The organism is Leifsonia sp. 2TAF2, assembly GCF_052115085.1.
Taxonomy (GTDB): domain Bacteria; phylum Actinomycetota; class Actinomycetes; order Actinomycetales; family Microbacteriaceae; genus Leifsonia.
This window is the reverse complement of the sequence record NZ_JBFRFY010000001.1, coordinates 1,586,605-1,602,288: the sequence shown is the minus strand read 5'-3', so window position 1 is coordinate 1,602,288 and position 15,684 is coordinate 1,586,605. Positions and strand designations below refer to the sequence as shown.

Genomic DNA, 15,684 nt, shown 5'->3' with positions numbered 1-15,684 from the left:
AGGGCTTAGCGTGCTCGCATGACCACGATCGAGAGCGTCACGGACGCCACTTTCCAAGAGGACGTGCTCGCCGCCCCGGGCACCACCGTCGTCGAGTTCTGGGCGGAATGGTGCGGTCCGTGCCGGGCCCTCAGCCCCATCCTGCAGCAGCTGCAGGAGGAGCACGCCGACCGCATCCGCATCGTCAAGATCAACGCCGACGAGAACATGGAGAGCACCGTCGCCTACAAGGCGCTCGCTCTACCGGTGATGAAGGTGTTCCGCGACGGCGAGGTGGTGAAGACGATCATCGGCGCGAAGCCGAAGCCCGCCATGGAGCTGGAGCTGGCGCCGTTCCTGTGAGCGGCTCCTGAATTCAGGGACCTGTATTCAGGGACCTGAATTCAGGGACCCGAATTCAGGTCAGGTGGTCGAATGCCCCGCTGACCCAGCCGATGTAGCGTTCGGCCGAGCGCAGCACCGCCGCGCGCGCATCCTGCGGGATGACGTTGCCGAGGTTGCCGTACATCCGCTCGAAGGGCCGGTCGCACACCGTGTCGGCGACGCGCCGCACCACGGCGGCGGACAGCGGGATGTCGTTCGGGAAGCTGCGCTGGAACGTCACCCACCGCTGCGATGGCCCCGGAAACACGGTGTCGCCGCTGAGCACGACGCCGCGATCCCAGTGGACCACCGCGCTGCCCGGGAAGTGCCCGCCGATCGTCCGCAGGGTCACCCCGGGCAGCACCTCCACCTCCCCGGTCCAGGATTGGATGGCCGGGTCGTCCCGCTGCACCCAGTGGCGGTCGGCGGCGTTGACGAGCACCGGAGGGTCGCCGAGCATGCGCGACCAGGTCACCTGCGCGCCGAACATGTGCGGGTGGCTGGTCGCGATGATCGCGGCGCCGCCGAGGTCCTGCACTGCGGCTGCCGCCGCCTCGTCGACGTACCCGGTCGGATCCCACAGCAGGTTGCCTTCGGGCGTGCGCAGCAGCAGGCTCTGCTGGCCGATGCCGACCCTCGGCTCGCTGCGCAGCCCGTACAGGTCGGGCTCGAGCTCGGTGACGACGACGCGTTCGCCCTCGCGCTGCAAGCGCTGGAGCGTCGTCCACTCCTGGCCGGGCGGCGGCACGTACTGCCGCTCGTCCTCGCAGATCGGGCACGATGCGGGAGGGTGCTCCCCATCCCCGAACTCCACAGCGCACGCCGCGCACAGCCACTCCGCCACATCCCGGACTCTAGCGCGACGGAATAGGCTGCGACGAGGACCGATTGGAGTGGATGTGAAACGCATCGGGTTCCTCAGCTTCGGGCACTACCAGCCCATCCCGGGTTCCGTCTCGCGCACCGCGGCGGACGCCCTCCACCAGGCGATCGACCTTGCCGTGGCTGCGGAGGAGCTGGGCGCCGACGGCGCGTTCTTCCGCGTCCACCACTTCGCGCCGCAGCTCGCCTCGCCGTTCCCGCTGCTCGCGGCCATCGGCGCGCGCACCTCCCGCATCGAGATCGGCACGGCCGTCATCGACATGCGCTACGAGAACCCGCTCTACATGGCCGAGGATGCGGCCGCGGCCGACCTGATCGCCGACGGACGGCTGCAGCTCGGCGTGAGCCGCGGGTCACCCGAGACGGCGCTGCGCGGCTCCGAGTCGTTCGGCTATGTGCCGGCCGAGGGCGAGTCGGATGCGGACATGGCCCGGCGGCACACCGAGCTGTTCCGCGCCGCGATCGCCGGAGCCGGGGTCGCCGAGGCGAACCCGGCCATGACCGGCGGGCAGCGCGGCGGCCTCGCCATCGAACCGCAGTCGCCCGGCCTCCCCGACAGGATCTGGTGGGGCGCCGGCACGCGCGCGACCGCCGTGTGGGCGGCCGAGCAGGGCATGAACCTGATGAGTTCGACCCTCCTCACCGAAGACACCGGCGTGGCGTTCTCCGACCTCCAGGCGGAGCAGCTGCAGCAGTACCGGGACGCGTGGACAGCGGCCGGATGGGAGCGCGAGCCGCGCGTGTCGGTCAGCCGCAGCATCCTGCCGATCACCACCGACCTCGACCGCCGCTACTTCGGCGCGTCCGCCCTCGCCGAGCGGCACGACCAGGTAGGCCACCTCGACGGCGGCCTGGCGCGGTTCGGCAAGAGCTACGTCGGAGAGCCGGAGCAGATCGTCGCGGAGTTGCGCGAGGACGCCGCCGTAGCCGACGCCGACACCCTGCTCGTCACCGTCCCGAACCAGCTCGGCGTCGAGTACAACGCGCACCTGCTGGAGACGATCGTCACGCAGATCGCGCCGGCCCTCGGCTGGCGGGACTGACCCGGGACTGAGCGGGGGGCCGAGCGGGGTACAGCGGAGGCCGGCGCGTGTACCCCGAACGCGGCATAGACGCCAGCGCGGAGACTGACATGATGGACGTACCGCACACCCGAATCTGCGGTGACCGTTCCGTTCCGCGTTCGAAGGGTGTGCCATGCGAGCTCCGCGTCTCCGCTCCGCCGTCACCGCCACGGCCATGGCTGTGGCGATCGGCGGCTCAGCACTCGCGGCGCCCGTGCTCGCCGCTGCACCAGCGGCTGCCGTGACCGCCCGGATCGACAGCGGACCTGCCACATCGGCGATCACTGGGATGTGGGCCTGGGGCAATCCGATCGATCCGGCAGTGGATGCGCGCGGCGAGGGCCTCGCACAGTTCGAACCGCAGGCGCTGGCCGACTTCGCGGCGGCCCACCACCTGCGCACGGTCTTCCTCTCCGTGCCGTGGGCGGCCGACGAGGGTCCCTTCGGCGTGTGGCTGACCGACGCGGTGAACGCACTGCACGCGGCCGGAGTGACGAAGGTCGCGGCCCTCGGCGGCGACCCGGCCTGGGCGGACGACCCGTCGCTCGCGGCGGCGTGGACCACCGCAGCCCTCCGCGCGGCGCCGTTCGACGCGGTGCAGTTCGACGTGGAGCCGTGGGTCGTCTCCTCCGACGCCGAGCTACCCGCAGTGGTCACCAAGCTGCAGACCATGTACGACCGTGCCCGGGTAGCCGCGGGAAGCGTCCCGGTCGGCGCCGACCTGCCGTGGTGGCTGGCCGCCAAGCCGCAGCCGGGCGGCGGCACCGCGTTCGACGCCCTGCTCCCCCACCTGAAGTCGGTGGCGATCGTCGCGTTCAGCGACCACGCGGCCGGGACGGACGGGATCGTCGCGTTCGCAAAGCCTGCGGCGCAGGCGGCGGCCGCCAAGCGCATCCCGTTCACCATCGGGGTGGAGACGGACACGCCGGAGGTCGCCGGCGGACCCGGCGCCACGTTCGGCGACGACAGCGCGTCCTTGCTGGAGTCGGAGACGGCGGCGGTACGCACGCAACTCTCCGGCCTCCGCGGCTACGGCGGGGTCACCGTCGAGCACCTGCTGGCCTGGCAGGACCTCCTCGCCCGCTGAGCTGACGCGGGCGACGCGAGCGACGCGAGCACCTCAGCGACCGTCGGCGGCCGCCTCCAGCGCCGCGATGTCGAGCTTGCGCATCGTCAGCATCGCCTGGTTGGCGCGGCTCGCGCGAACCGGGTCCGGGTCGGCCTGCAGCTCGAGCAACCGGCGCGGCACGATCTGCCAGCTGACGCCCCAGCGGTCCTTCAGCCAGCCGCACTGGCTCTCCTCGCCCCCGTCGGCGGTGAGCGCATCCCACAGCCGATCGACCTCGGCCTGGTCGTCGCAGATCACCGACAGCGAGATCGCCTCGGTGAAGTTGGCGGCCGGCCCGCCGTTCATCGCCTGATACTCGACGCCGCCGAGACTGAACTGTACGACGACGAGGCCGTCCGGCATCCCCTCGCCGAACCGCTGCACATTCAGGATGCGCGAGTCCGGGATGAGCGACGTGTACAGCTCCGCCGCCTCCTCCACCCCCTCGGCGTACCAGAGGAACGTCGTGACCTTCTGCATGGGAGCCCCCTCCCCGCGCCCTCCGTCGGACGCGGTCGATGCCGCCCATGGTAGCCGGGAGCGGTAGCCTTGCACCCGTGTCGAGCACCGCATTCAGCAGCTACATCGCCATCGGGGACAGCTTCACGGAGGGCGTCGGCGACGATCTCCCCGACGGACGCGTCCGCGGCTGGGCCGACTTCGTCGCGCTCGGGATGGCCGCGGCCTCGGATGCCCCGTTCCGCTACGCGAACCTCGCCGTGCGCGGGCGCAAGCTCGGGCCGATCGTGGCCGAGCAGGTGGAGCCGGCGATCGCGCAGCATCCCGACCTCGTCAGCCTGAACGGCGGCGGCAACGACATCATGCGCCCGCGCGTCTCCATCGAGGGCGTCGCCAGGACGCTGATGGATGCGGCCGACCGGGTCGTCGCCTCCGGCAGCCACATGCTGCTCCTGAGCGGAGCGAACCCGAGCGCGCATCTGCCGCTCGGCGCCCTGATCCGCCGGCGCGGCGAGGAGCTCGCGGTGGCCGTGCGCGCGATGCTGCCGCGCGACGGCATCACCTTCGTCGACAACTGGGCCGACGAGGGGCTGGAGGACTTCCGCTACTGGTCGGAGGACCGCCTCCACCTCGGTCCCCTCGGGCACGCGCGCGTCGCGAGCAACGTGCTGACGGCCCTCGGCGTCCCGGTGCCCGAGGAGTGGGGCGTCGCGGAGGTGGCGGCCGCGCCACCCGGCGAACGGAACCGCCGAACCGCCGACTACTACCGTCGCTTCGTGCTCCCGTGGGTCGGACGCCGGCTCACCGGCCGCTCCTCCGGCGACGGTCGCGCCGCGAAGATCGCGGAGCTCACCGTCGTCGACCCCGAGTCCGCGCACCCGCTGTAAGCCCTGCGGCGTCAGTCGTTGTCGCCCCCGGTGGTGTCGAAGCGCGTCGTGTGCTCGCCTCCGCCCCACGTCCACTCGGCGACCTCCGGGATGTCCTCCCCCTGTTCGCGCGTGTACTGGCGTGCGCGCAGGCGCGCATCCTGCATCTCCTGGCGCAGCTCCGCCTGGCGTGAGGCGAGCCCCGGCACCCGGTCGATGACGTCGATCACCAGGCGGTACCGGTCGAGGTCGTTGAGCATCACCATGTCGAAGGGCGTCGTCGTGGTGCCCTCCTCGCGGTAGCCGCGGACGTGCAGGTTGCTGTGGCCGTTGCGGCGGTAGGTGAGCCGGTGGATCAGCCACGGATAGCCGTGGTACGCGAAGATGACCGGCTTGTCGGCGGTGAACAGGGCATCGTACTCGCGATCGTTCAGCCCGTGCGGATGTTCGCCTTCGCTCTGCAGCCGCATCAGGTCGACCACGTTGACCACGCGGACCTTGAGGTCGGGCAACCGGCGGCGCAGGATGTCGGCCGCGGCCAGGATCTCCAGTGTCGGGATGTCGCCCGCGCACCCGAGCACCACATCCGGCTCCTCGCCCTCCTTCTCTGTGCCGGCCCAGGGGAAGATGCCGATGCCGCGCGTGCAGTGGGCGATCGCCTCCTCCATCGTCAGCCAGTTCGGCGCGGGCTGCTTGCCGGCGACGACGACGTTCACGTAGTCGACCGAGCGCAGGCAGTGGTCGTAGGTCGACAGCAGCGTGTTCGCGTCGAACGGCAGGTAGACGCGCACCACGTCGGCCTTCTTGTTGACGACGTGGTCGATGAAGCCGGGGTCCTGGTGCGACGCGCCGTTGTGGTCCTGCCGCCAGACGTGCGAGCTCAGCAGGTAGTTGAGCGAGGCGACGGGCCGCCGCCAGGAGACCTCGCTCGCCGACTTCAACCACTTGGCGTGCTGGTTGAACATGGAGTCGACGATGTGGATGAAGGCCTCGTACGACGTGAAGACGCCATGCCTGCCCGTCAGCAGGTACCCCTCCAGCCAGCCTTGGCACTGGTGCTCGCTGAGCACCTCCATCGCCCGCCCCTTCGGCGCGAGGTGGTTGTCGTCGTCGATGGGCAGGTACTCGGCGTTCCACTGCTTGCTGGTGTCCTCGAACACGGCCTGGAGGCGATTGGAGGCGATCTCGTCCGGGCCGAACAGCCGGAAGTCGTGCGGGTTGGCGATCATCACATCCCGGATCCAGTCGCCGAGCACCCGCGTCGCCTCGGCGACCGTCTCGCCGGGAGCGGGGACATCGACCGCATAGTCGCGGAAGTCGGGCAACCGCAGGTCGCGCCGCAGCAGGCCGCCGTTCGCGACCGGGTTGGCGCTCATGCGGCGCTCGCCCTCCGGCGCCAGGCTCCGGATCAACTCGACCGGTCGTCCCTGCTCGTCGAACAGCTCCTCCGGCCGGTACGAGGCCAGCCAGCTCTCCAGCAGCCGCGTGTGCGCCTCGGTGTCGCGCGCGTTCGCCAGCGGCACCTGGTGCGACCGCCAGTTGTTCTCGGTCGGATGCCCGTCGATCTCGGCCGGGCACGTCCAACCCTTTGGCGTGCGCAGGATGAGCATGGGCCAGGCGGGCCGCCCCTCCAGCTCGCCCGCGTCGGCGCTGCGCTTGATCTCGGCGATGCGGTCGAGGATCTCGTCGAGCGTCGCGGCCATCCGCTTGTGAACCGCGCGCGGGTCCTCGCCGTCGAACCCGCCGGACACGATATACGGCGCGTAGCCGTAGCCGCGCATGAGGTCGAGGAGCTCGGACGCGGGGATGCGCGCGAGCACGGTCGGGTTGGCGATCTTGTAGCCGTTCAGGTGCAGGATCGGCAGGACCACCCCATCCTGTTGCGGGTTCAGGAACTTGTTCGAGTGCCAGGCGGTCGCCAGCGGACCGGTCTCCGCCTCCCCGTCGCCGACCACCGCCGCGACGAGCAGGTCGGGGTTGTCGAAGGCGGCGCCGAAGGCGTGCGAGAGCGCGTAGCCGAGCTCGCCGCCCTCATGGATCGACCCGGGCGTCTGCGGCGCCGCATGGCTCGGGATGCCGCCGGGGAACGAGAACTGGCGGAATAGGCGCCGCAGGCCGTCCTCACTCTGGTCGATCGCGCTGTACAGCTCGCTGTAGGTGCCGTCGAGGTACGCGCTCGCCACCACGCCCGGTCCGCCGTGACCGGGTCCGGCGACGAAGAGCGTGTTCAGGTCGCGCTCGCGGATGGCGCGGTTGAGGTGCGCGTAGATGAAGTTGAGCCCGGGCGTCGTGCCCCAGTGCCCGAGCAGCCGTGGCTTGATGTCGTCGCGCGACAGCGGGCGCCGCAGCAACGGGTTGTCGAGCAGGTAGATCTGCCCGACCGACAGGTAGTTCGCTGCCCGCCACCAGGCGTCGATGCGGTCGAGCATCTCCTCGGTCAGTTCGTGCTGCGCGGACGCCGTGCTGGTCTCGGTCATCGGTGCTCTCTCCTCGCTGACGGGTCCCGTGCGCGGGCGGGCCTGCGCCAGGTGGGTGTGCCGCGCATCCTACGGCGGGTCCGCTCCGAACAACAGGCGTGGAACAGACGATGGTGGACACCGGTGCCGGTCCGATGACCGTGCGGTATACCGCGCGTGAATCAGGCGTGGCGACGATCCTCCTGCACGGCGCGGCGGGCTCCTGGACGACCTGGCAGCCTCTGATGGCGGCGGCCGCGTCGGAGCGCGGCGGCGAGGTGCCGGACCTGATCGTGCCGGACCTCCCGGGCTGGGGCAACTCCCCCGCGTCCCCGCAGCTGTTGGATGTGGATGTGCTCGCTGCAGCCGCCGCGGCGGCCGCCCGCGCACTCGGGTACGAACGGTGGCGCGTCGTCGGACATTCGCTGGGCGGGTTCGTCGGGCTGGAGCTGGCCGTGCAGGAGCCGTCGGCCACCGAGTCGGTCGTCCTCGTGTCGGCGACGACCTTCGGCGGGCAAGCGGACCGGCTCGGCACGGCGGCCCTGTTCCGGGCCTACGCGCCGCTCATGCTGCTGCTGCAGGGGATGCGCGTGCTCGCGGCACTCGGACCCTTCGCCGCTGTGCTCGTGCCCGCTCTTGACCGATCGCGCCTGCTCGACCTCCTGGCCGCCCCGCTGTTCCGCCGGCCGGTCGCCGGGGCGGTGCACGAGCTCGCGCGCGACCTGCGGCCGGCGGCCTTCGTCCGGGCCGTGGCGTGCGCCCGCCGCTACCCGGCGGAGAAGCGCTGGGGCGGCATCTGCTGTCCGGTGCTCGCGCTGCACGGCGACCGCGACGTGTTCGTTCCGCGGGCCGACGACGCACGGCTCACGGCCGTCGTGCCCGGCATCCGCACCGTCGTCGTGCCCGCGACCGGCCATTTCGCGCACGTCGAGCATCCCTCGCTGGTCGCGCAGTTGTGCCTGTCGCCGGATGCCTCTTGGCCGACCCCGGACCGGGACGCTAGCGTCGGAGCATGAGCGACACAGTGGTCCGCCCGGTCGACGATGTGGTCTGGGGCGATCTGGAGACCGTGTTCAGCACGCCAGGAGACCCTTCGGGATGCTGGTGCCAGTGGTTCAAGGTGCCTCGCGCGCAGAACGACCAGCTCTCGAACGTGGAACGCCGCGAGCTGTTCCACGATCAGGTGCGCTCGGGCTCGCCGGGCGTGATCGCCTGGATCGACGGGGAGCCCGCCGGCTGGGCGGCCGTCGAGCCGTACACCGCGTATCCGACCCTGGCCCGCTCCCCCATCACGAAGCGGCTGGCCGACGATCCAGCCGATCCGTGGGCGGTGACGTGCTTCGTCGTGCGTGCCGAGTTCCGGAAGCAGGGCGTCGCGCGGGTGCTGCTGGATGGCGCCGTCGACCACGCCAGGGCTCAGGGCGCGGAGGTCGTCGAGGGGTATCCGGTGGACCCGGAGGTGCGGCCCTCGCTCTCTGCGGCCGAGCGGTACCACGGCACCGTCGCGTTGTTCCGGGACGGTGGCTTCGAGGTGGTGCGGAGGCCGAGCGCCACCCGCGCGATCATGCGCCGGGCCGTGTGACGCAACGCATGATCGGGCGCCGGTAAGCTCGATCGGGTGAGCTCCACCCGTCGCGACCGCCTCGTCGGCGCGAGCACCCAGGTCGCGACGGAGATCAGCATCAACTACGGCTCGGCGCTGGCCGGCCTGCTGATCCCGGTCGTCGGATCGATCGTCGTCGTCGCCGCGAGACAGGTCGTCACCGCGGTCGCGGTGCTGCCGTTCTACCGTCCGCGGCGCTCCGAGCTGACCTGGCGCCGGCTGTGGCCGGCCCTCGCCCTCGGCGTCGTGCTCGCCGTGATGAACCTGAGCTTCTACGCGTCGGTGGGCCGGCTCGGGCTGGGCATGGCGGCCACCATCGAGTTCCTCGGGCCGTTCGCGCTCGCACTCGCCGGCTCCCGGCGACTGCTCGACGCGGGATGCGCGGTCGCCGCCGCCGCGGGCGTCCTGCTCCTGACGGCCACCGAGGGCAGTGTCGATCCGTTCGGCGTGGCACTGGCGCTCACCGCGGCGGCTGCGTGGGCGGCGTACATCCTGCTGACCCGCCAGGTCGCGACCCGGCTGCCGGGCCTCGAGGGACTCAGCGTCGCGAGCATCGTCTCCACCGTCCTGACGGTGCCGCTGGCCCTCATCGTGGTCGACTACAGCCGGATCGACGCGCGCGTGCTGCTCTTGCTGCTGGCCCTGGGCGTGCTGTCGTCCGCCGTCCCGTACAGCCTGGACACGTTCATCCTGCGCCGGATCACGCCGCGCCTCTACGCCGTCATCACGAGCTTCGGGCCGGTCGTCGCGACCGTCTTCGGCGTGCTCGTGCTCGGCGAGCACTTCACCCTCGTGCAGTTGATCGGCATCCTCATCGTGTGCGCGGCCGCGGGAGTCACCATTGCGACGCAGCGCGACCACCCGCGCTCGGAGCTGGAGCAGACGGCCGAATCGGTCCCGTGATCGAGCTGACCGATCAGGACAGGATGTCTTTGGTCGTGAACCGGCCGATCGCCAGCGCGCCGAAGACGGCGATGTAGCCGAGCTGCAGGAGCGCGTTGTCGCCGAACGAGTCCCACGAGATCGGGTCGCGAAGCAAGTCGCCGAACCCGAGCCAGTAGTGGCTGAACAGCCACGGGTGCAGCCCCTCCAACTGCGGCAGCTGGTCGAGCACCTGCGAGACGACGGCCAGCACGGCCGTCGCCGCCATCGCCCCGACCGGGACGTCGGTGAGCGTCGAGAGGAATAGTCCGATCGCGCACAGCCCCAGCAGCGACACCACGATGTACAGGGCGATCAGGAGCAGCCGGACGTACGCCTCCCCCGGGCTGACCTCCACACCCGACAGCAGGGTCACCGGACCGATCGGGAACAGCAGCATCCCGATCAGTGCGCCCGCCACCCCTACCACCAGCGCTGCGGCGATGCAGAACACCGCGCATCCCGCGTACTTCACCGCCAGCAGACGCAACCGGCCGGCCGGGGCGATCACCAGGTAGCGGAGGGTGCCGTGGCTCGCCTCGCCGGCGATCGTGTCGCCCGCGACCACGCCGATCGTCAGCGGGAGGAACAGCGGGACGCAGACGACGAGGGCCGTGAACGCGACGAACAGGCCGTTCGAGGTGATCTCGCTGAGGAATGCCGGTCCACGCGAACTGCCCCCGGTCAGCCGCACGGCCACGGCGATCAGGATGGGGATGGCGGCCAGGGCCTCGAGCATCGCCCAGGTGCGCCAGCGGCGGAACATCACCGAGATCTCCGATCCGAGAAGCGCCCAGCCGCCGGACGGGCGTTCCCGGCGTGCGGCGAGGGAGGTTCTCGGTGGCGCGTCCGCGGGCGTGACCGTCAGCTCACTGCTCGACATCGAAGCCCTCCCCGGTGAGTTCCACGAAGCGCTCCTCGAGGCTGGATGCGCGCACGGCGAAGCCGCGGAGGCGCACGTCGTCGCGCACCAGAGCCGCGGCGAGCTCCTCGGGCGGCGGCGTACTCTCGCCGAGGGCCGCCTCCACACCGGAGCCGGTGGCAACGGCCTGGAGGCCGAAACGGGCGAGCACCGAGACGGCGAGCGACGCATCCGGAGTCTCGACCGCGAGGCGGGGACCGGAGGCCTGGCGGAGCTCGTCGAGCGACCCCTGAGCCACCAGACGGCCCGTGCGCATGATCGCCGCGTGCGTGCAGACCTGCTCGATCTCGGCCAGCAGGTGGCTCGACACGAAGACGGTCGTGCCCTCGTCTGCCAGCGACCGCACGAGCGAGCGCACCTCGCGCGTGCCCTGCGGGTCGAGCCCGTTGGTCGGCTCGTCGAGCACCAGGAGGTCGCGATCGGTGAGCAGCGCGCCGGCGATCCCGAGCCGCTGCTTCATCCCAAGGGAGTACGCGCGCACGTGCTTCCCCGCCGCGTGCGAGAGGCCGACCCGCTCCAGAGCCGCGTCGACGCGCGCCCGCCGGGTCGCGCCCGGCGCGTAACGGTCGGCGGTGTCGCGGCGCAGGAGGTTGGCGGCGCCGGAGAGGTACGGCGCGAACGCCGGTCCTTCGACGAGCGCCCCGACCCTCGGGAGCACGCGGGCGCCCCGATCAGGCATCGTCTCCCCGAGCACCTGAATGGACCCGGCCGACGGGGATACCAGGCCCAGCAGCATCCGGATGGTCGTGGTCTTCCCCGACCCGTTCGGACCGAGGAACCCGAACACCGAGCCGCGCGGCACGTGCAGATCGAGGCCGTCGACGACCGCACGCGACCGGAAGCGCTTGGTGAGGCCGCTGGTCGCGATCGCCGCTTCGCTCACCGGCCGGTCGCTTGCGCCGCCGCCTGCAGGGCCGAGACCGGCACGGAACCCGCGAGTACCCGGCCGTCGGCCGTCACGAGCACCGACACGATCGAGGAGCTGAGCGCACGCCCGCCGTCGACCGGCTGCGTCAGCTGCGCGAACAGCGGATCGTCGGCCACGGCACTCGGAGCAGAGCCCGCAGGCAGTGCGACGATGGTCGCCCAGCCCGTGCCGGACACCGTCGGCTTCGGGTGCGAGCCCGCCGCATCCCGTGGCTGGTCGCCGGTCGGCAGCTTCTGCTCGGTGACGGTCGCGCCCTTCGGCGGGGTGAACGAGAAGACGGAGGCGTCGGGCTTCTGGTCGCTGAAGGCGGTGAAGCCGGCCTCGAACGCCGGGCTGCTCGCGCCGCGCGCGGTCACGGAGACTTTCAGCGGGATGCCTGTCTTGCCGTCCACCGCGATCGACACCGTCCCGATCAGAGTCGTGTCGGCCTTCGGCGTGAGAACGAGGTCGTAGGCGTCACGCCCAGCGACCGACGTGTCGTCGCCGAGCGAGACCTTCGTCGTCGGGTCGACCGCGTCGAGGAACCGCTGCGCCAGCTGGGACGGGGTGAGCGAGGTCGCGTCGGGAGTGGGCGATTCCTTCAAACGAGTCGGGATGGTGGCGTGCGCAACCTTCTTGCCCGAGGACTGGTACAGCCACAGGTCCGAGCCGTCGCGGATCGCGTCTCGCTCGGCCAGGTTGTCGAGCACCTCCACCCGCAGGCGCGACGGGCCGTCGACCCAGACCTTCGCAGTGTGATCGGCGAGGGCCAGCTCCAGCACATCGGCGGCGCTGCCGTCGTCCATGCCCTTCGAGGTGGTCACCGGAAGGCTCGGCAGCCCGAGCTCGGAATTCTGCTCGACGGTGCCCGAGAACGATTCGGTGTGGCTGGCCGCGACCAGCCGGAGCACGTCAGCCGGCGACTTCACCGGCAGGTCGCTCGCGCCGGCGGCCAGTGGCGTGACGATCACAGCGGCCGCGATCGCGACCGGGACGACGACGGCGGGCGCCCAGCGCATCCAACGGTGTTCCATAGCCTGAGGATACGCGCGCGGCACCCCATCCGACCCTCCGGGTTGCATGGGAAAACCCGAGATCATCCGGTGGTCTGACGCGGCGTCATACCCCGGGAGGACGCCAAAAGGGCCCCGCCGGAGCGGGGCCCTTCTCGCCGGTGCTACAGGACGTCGCCGACCCGGTGCACGCGGATGTCGTTGGTGGTTCCGGGGATTCCGGGAGGGGAACCCGAGATGATGATCACCTTGTCGCCGTCGACGGCACGGCCGGTCGACTTGAGGGCCTCATCCACCTGCGCGACCATCTGGTCGGTGTGGGTGACGCGACCGACGACGAACGACTCGACGCCCCAGAACAGCGACATGCGGCGGCGGACCGACTCCTCCGGCGTGAAGGCCAGGATCGGGATGCGGCTGCGCAGACGCGACATGCGGCGGGCGGACTCGCCGGACTCGGTGAACACGCAGAGGAACTTGGCCTCGACGAAGTCGGCGACCTCGACGGCGGCCAGCGTGATCGCACCGGACTGGGTGCGCGGGCGGGTGCCGAGCGGCAGGATGCGCTCCAGGCCGTGCTCCTCGGTGGAGGTCACGATCTTCGCCATGGTCTGCACCGTGACGGTCGGGTACTCGCCGACGCTGGTCTCGCCCGAGAGCATGACCGCGTCCGCACCGTCGAGCACGGCGTTCGCGACGTCGGAGGTCTCGGCGCGGGTCGGGACGGGGCTCGAGATCATCGACTCCAGCATCTGCGTGGCCACGATGACCGGCTTCGCCGCGCGACGGGCCAGCTCGACCGCGCGCTTCTGCACGATCGGGACGGCCTCGAGCGGCAGCTCGACGCCCAGGTCGCCGCGGGCGACCATGATGGCGTCGAACGCCTCGATGATCTCCTCGAGCGCATCGACGGCCTGCGGCTTCTCGATCTTCGCGACGACGGGGACCTTGCGGCCCTCCTCCGCCATGATCTCGTGCACGCGCTCGATGTCCTTGGCGTTGCGGACGAACGACAGTGCGATCAGGTCGGCGCCGAGTTTGAGGCCCCAGCGCAGGTCGGCCTCATCCTTTTCGGACAGGGCCGGCACGTTCACCGCGACACCCGGCAGGTTGATGCCCTTGTTGTTCGAGACGGGACCGGCGACGATCACCTCGGTGGTGACGACGGGGCCTTCCACCTCGATGACCCGGACGCGGACCTTGCCGTCGTCGATCAGCAGGAAGTCGCCCGGCTTCACGTCGTTCGGGAGACCCTTGAACGTCGTTGAGGAGATCTCCTTGGTGCCGATGATGTCCTCGGTGGTGATCTTGAAGATGTCGCCCTCGGCGAGATCGTAGGGACCGGCCTCGAACTTGCCGAGGCGGATCTTCGGGCCCTGGAGGTCGACGAGCACCGCAACCGGCTTGCCGGCGTCGTCGGCGGCCTTGCGCACGTTGGCGTAGACCCCCTCGTGCACCTCGTAGCTGCCGTGGCTCAGGTTCATCCGGGCCACATCCACACCCGCGTCGATGATCGCGCGGATGTTGTCATAGCTTGAGGTCGCGGGCCCGAGGGTCGCGACGATTTTCGCCCTTCTCATGCTTTTCTGTTCGCTCCGTTGTTCTGCGCCGACGGCGCGTGGTTCGGTGGTGGCGCCCGGTCGTGCGGGCATCTCCTCGTTCAGACGAGGATGCCGCGGTCGGTGGGACGGATCGGAGACGGCAACTGCGTCTCCCCTTCAAGATACCGGTCAACGGCGGCGGCCGCTGCCCGGCCCTCTGCGATAGCCCACACGATGAGCGACTGACCGCGGCCGGCGTCGCCGGCGACGAAGACGCCCTCCTGCGAGGTCTGGTACTCGCCGTCGCGCGCGACGTTGCCGCGCTCGTCGAACGGCAGGCCCAGCTGGCCGGAGAGATCCTGCTGCTCGGGGCCGGTGAAACCGAGGGCGAGCAGCACCAGGTCGGCGGGGATTTCGCGCTCGGTTCCCGCCTTCGGCACGCGCCGGCCGTCCAGGAACTCGGTCTCGGCCACGCGCAGCGCGCGGACCTCGCCGAAATCGTTGGAGAGGAACTCGACGGTCGACGCGAGGAACTCGCGCTGGCCGCCCTCCTCGTGCGCCGACGAGACCTCGAACAGCGTCGGGGTGACCGGCCACGGCTGGTGGCCCGGACGCTCCGACGGCGGCTGTTTGCCGATGGCGAGGTTGGTGACGCTGGCGGCGCCCTGGCGGTGGGCGGTGCCGATGCAGTCCGCACCGGTGTCGCCGCCGCCGAGCACGACGACATGCTTGCCGTCCGCGGTGATCTGGTCGGCGATGCCGTCGCCGGCGCCCGCCTTGTTCTGCTGCACCAGGTACTCCATGGCGAAGTGGACGCCGGAGAGCTCGCGGCCCGGGATGGGCAGGTCGCGGGGCACCAGAGCGCCGGTGGCGACCACGACAGCGTCGTAGCGCGCACGCAGGTCGTCCCAGGTGATGTCGACGCCGATGTTGACGCCCGCACGGAAGCGGGTGCCCTCGGCCATCATCTGGTTGAGACGCGCCTCGAGGTGCTTCTTCTCCATCTTGAAGTCGGGGATGCCGTAGCGGAGCAGACCGCCGATGCGGTCGTCCCGCTCGTACACGGCGACGGTGTGACCGGCGCGCGTGAGCTGCTGGGCGGCGGCGAGGCCCGCGGGGCCGGAGCCCACGACGGCGACGGTCTTGCCGGTCAGGCGCTCCGGCGGGTGCGGCTGCACCCAGCCGTTCTGCCAGGCCTGGTCGATGATCGAGACCTCGACCTGCTTGATCGTGACGGCCGGCTGGTTGATGCCGAGCACGCACGACGACTCGCACGGCGCCGGGCAGAGGCGCCCGGTGAACTCAGGGAAGTTGTTGGTCGCGTGCAGGCGGTCGATCGCCTGGCGGCCCTCCCCGCGCCACATCAGGTCGTTCCACTCCGGGATCAGGTTGCCCAGCGGGCAGCCGGAGTGGCAGAACGGGATGCCGCAGTCCATGCAGCGGCCCGCCTGCCGGCGCAGCTGCGCGGCATCCTGGTTCTCATAGACCTCTTTCCAGTCCATGAGCCGGACGGAGACCGGCCGCCGCTTCGGGAGCTCCCGCTCCGTGGTCTTCAAAAAGCCTTTAGGATCAGCCACCA

Annotated in this window: 15 protein-coding genes; 7 read left to right on the top strand and 8 right to left on the bottom strand. The window is 70.9% G+C overall.

Annotated elements, in window-relative coordinates; translation table 11 throughout:
- The first annotated feature begins 18 nt into the window (after window positions 1-18).
- On the top strand, window positions 19-342 hold the full coding sequence (locus tag AB4Z18_RS07680) for a thioredoxin family protein (RefSeq protein ID WP_441782092.1): 324 nt from the start codon (window positions 19-21) through the stop codon (window positions 340-342).
- A 55-nt stretch (window positions 343-397) separates the two neighbouring features.
- Here AB4Z18_RS07680 and AB4Z18_RS07675 read toward each other — a convergent pair whose 3' ends face one another.
- Window positions 398-1,207: a hydrolase gene (locus tag AB4Z18_RS07675; RefSeq protein ID WP_441782091.1), complete on the bottom strand. Its 810-nt coding sequence runs from the start codon at window positions 1,205-1,207 to the stop codon at window positions 398-400.
- Window positions 1,208-1,256: 49 nt separating this feature from the next.
- On the opposite strand from AB4Z18_RS07675, the gene AB4Z18_RS07670 reads away from it, so the two are divergent.
- Entirely contained in the window at window positions 1,257-2,288 is a 1,032-nt protein-coding gene (locus AB4Z18_RS07670; protein WP_441782090.1) for an LLM class flavin-dependent oxidoreductase, read from the top strand.
- Window positions 2,289-2,442: 154 nt separating this feature from the next.
- The gene (locus AB4Z18_RS07665; RefSeq protein ID WP_441782089.1) at window positions 2,443-3,396 is read left to right on the top strand and encodes a hypothetical protein; all 954 of its coding nucleotides are present in this window, start codon (window positions 2,443-2,445) and stop codon (window positions 3,394-3,396) included.
- A 33-nt stretch (window positions 3,397-3,429) separates the two neighbouring features.
- Here AB4Z18_RS07665 and AB4Z18_RS07660 read toward each other — a convergent pair whose 3' ends face one another.
- Complete coding sequence (locus AB4Z18_RS07660) at window positions 3,430-3,897, bottom strand: VOC family protein (protein WP_441782088.1); 468 nt, start codon at window positions 3,895-3,897, stop codon at window positions 3,430-3,432.
- Between the two features lie 77 nt (window positions 3,898-3,974).
- On the opposite strand from AB4Z18_RS07660, the gene AB4Z18_RS07655 reads away from it, so the two are divergent.
- Window positions 3,975-4,763, top strand: coding sequence for an SGNH/GDSL hydrolase family protein (locus AB4Z18_RS07655; protein ID WP_441782087.1), 789 nt, complete (start codon window positions 3,975-3,977; stop codon window positions 4,761-4,763).
- Between the two features lie 11 nt (window positions 4,764-4,774).
- Here the strand turns inward: AB4Z18_RS07655 and AB4Z18_RS07650 are convergent, their stop codons facing one another.
- A complete protein-coding gene (locus tag AB4Z18_RS07650; RefSeq protein ID WP_441782086.1) occupies window positions 4,775-7,219 on the bottom strand; it encodes a phosphoketolase family protein in 2,445 nt (814 codons plus the stop codon).
- Between the two features lie 167 nt (window positions 7,220-7,386).
- On the opposite strand from AB4Z18_RS07650, the gene AB4Z18_RS07645 reads away from it, so the two are divergent.
- From AB4Z18_RS07645 to AB4Z18_RS07635, 3 genes are read left to right on the top strand one after another with little or no spacing between them, the layout of a single operon-like run.
- Entirely contained in the window at window positions 7,387-8,214 is an 828-nt protein-coding gene (locus tag AB4Z18_RS07645; RefSeq protein WP_441782085.1) for an alpha/beta fold hydrolase, read from the top strand.
- The gene (locus AB4Z18_RS07640) at window positions 8,211-8,780 is read left to right on the top strand and encodes a GNAT family N-acetyltransferase (protein WP_441782084.1); all 570 of its coding nucleotides are present in this window, start codon (window positions 8,211-8,213) and stop codon (window positions 8,778-8,780) included. The genes AB4Z18_RS07645 and AB4Z18_RS07640 overlap by 4 nt, the downstream gene beginning before the upstream one ends.
- Before the next feature lie 36 nt (window positions 8,781-8,816).
- Entirely contained in the window at window positions 8,817-9,704 is an 888-nt protein-coding gene (locus tag AB4Z18_RS07635; protein ID WP_441782083.1) for an EamA family transporter, read from the top strand.
- 13 nt (window positions 9,705-9,717) lie between these two features.
- Here the strand turns inward: AB4Z18_RS07635 and AB4Z18_RS07630 are convergent, their stop codons facing one another.
- The 5 genes from AB4Z18_RS07630 to AB4Z18_RS07610 all read right to left on the bottom strand — a co-directional run bounded on the left by AB4Z18_RS07630 (window position 9,718) and on the right by AB4Z18_RS07610 (window position 15,682).
- Window positions 9,718-10,605 (bottom strand): ABC transporter permease, encoded by an 888-nt coding sequence (locus tag AB4Z18_RS07630; protein ID WP_441782082.1) that lies wholly within the window; start codon window positions 10,603-10,605, stop codon window positions 9,718-9,720.
- Window positions 10,592-11,527, bottom strand: a complete 936-nt coding sequence (locus tag AB4Z18_RS07625) for an ATP-binding cassette domain-containing protein (RefSeq protein ID WP_441782081.1) — start codon at window positions 11,525-11,527, stop codon at window positions 10,592-10,594. The genes AB4Z18_RS07630 and AB4Z18_RS07625 overlap by 14 nt, the downstream gene beginning before the upstream one ends.
- The gene (locus tag AB4Z18_RS07620; protein ID WP_441782080.1) at window positions 11,524-12,585 is read right to left on the bottom strand and encodes a LolA family protein; all 1,062 of its coding nucleotides are present in this window, start codon (window positions 12,583-12,585) and stop codon (window positions 11,524-11,526) included. The genes AB4Z18_RS07625 and AB4Z18_RS07620 overlap by 4 nt, the downstream gene beginning before the upstream one ends.
- Window positions 12,586-12,728: 143 nt before the next feature.
- Window positions 12,729-14,144: a pyruvate kinase gene (gene pyk, locus AB4Z18_RS07615; RefSeq protein WP_441782079.1), complete on the bottom strand. Its 1,416-nt coding sequence runs from the start codon at window positions 14,142-14,144 to the stop codon at window positions 12,729-12,731.
- An 80-nt stretch (window positions 14,145-14,224) separates the two neighbouring features.
- A complete protein-coding gene (locus AB4Z18_RS07610; RefSeq protein WP_441782078.1) occupies window positions 14,225-15,682 on the bottom strand; it encodes a glutamate synthase subunit beta in 1,458 nt (485 codons plus the stop codon).
- Between the last annotated feature and the right edge of the window lie 2 nt (window positions 15,683-15,684).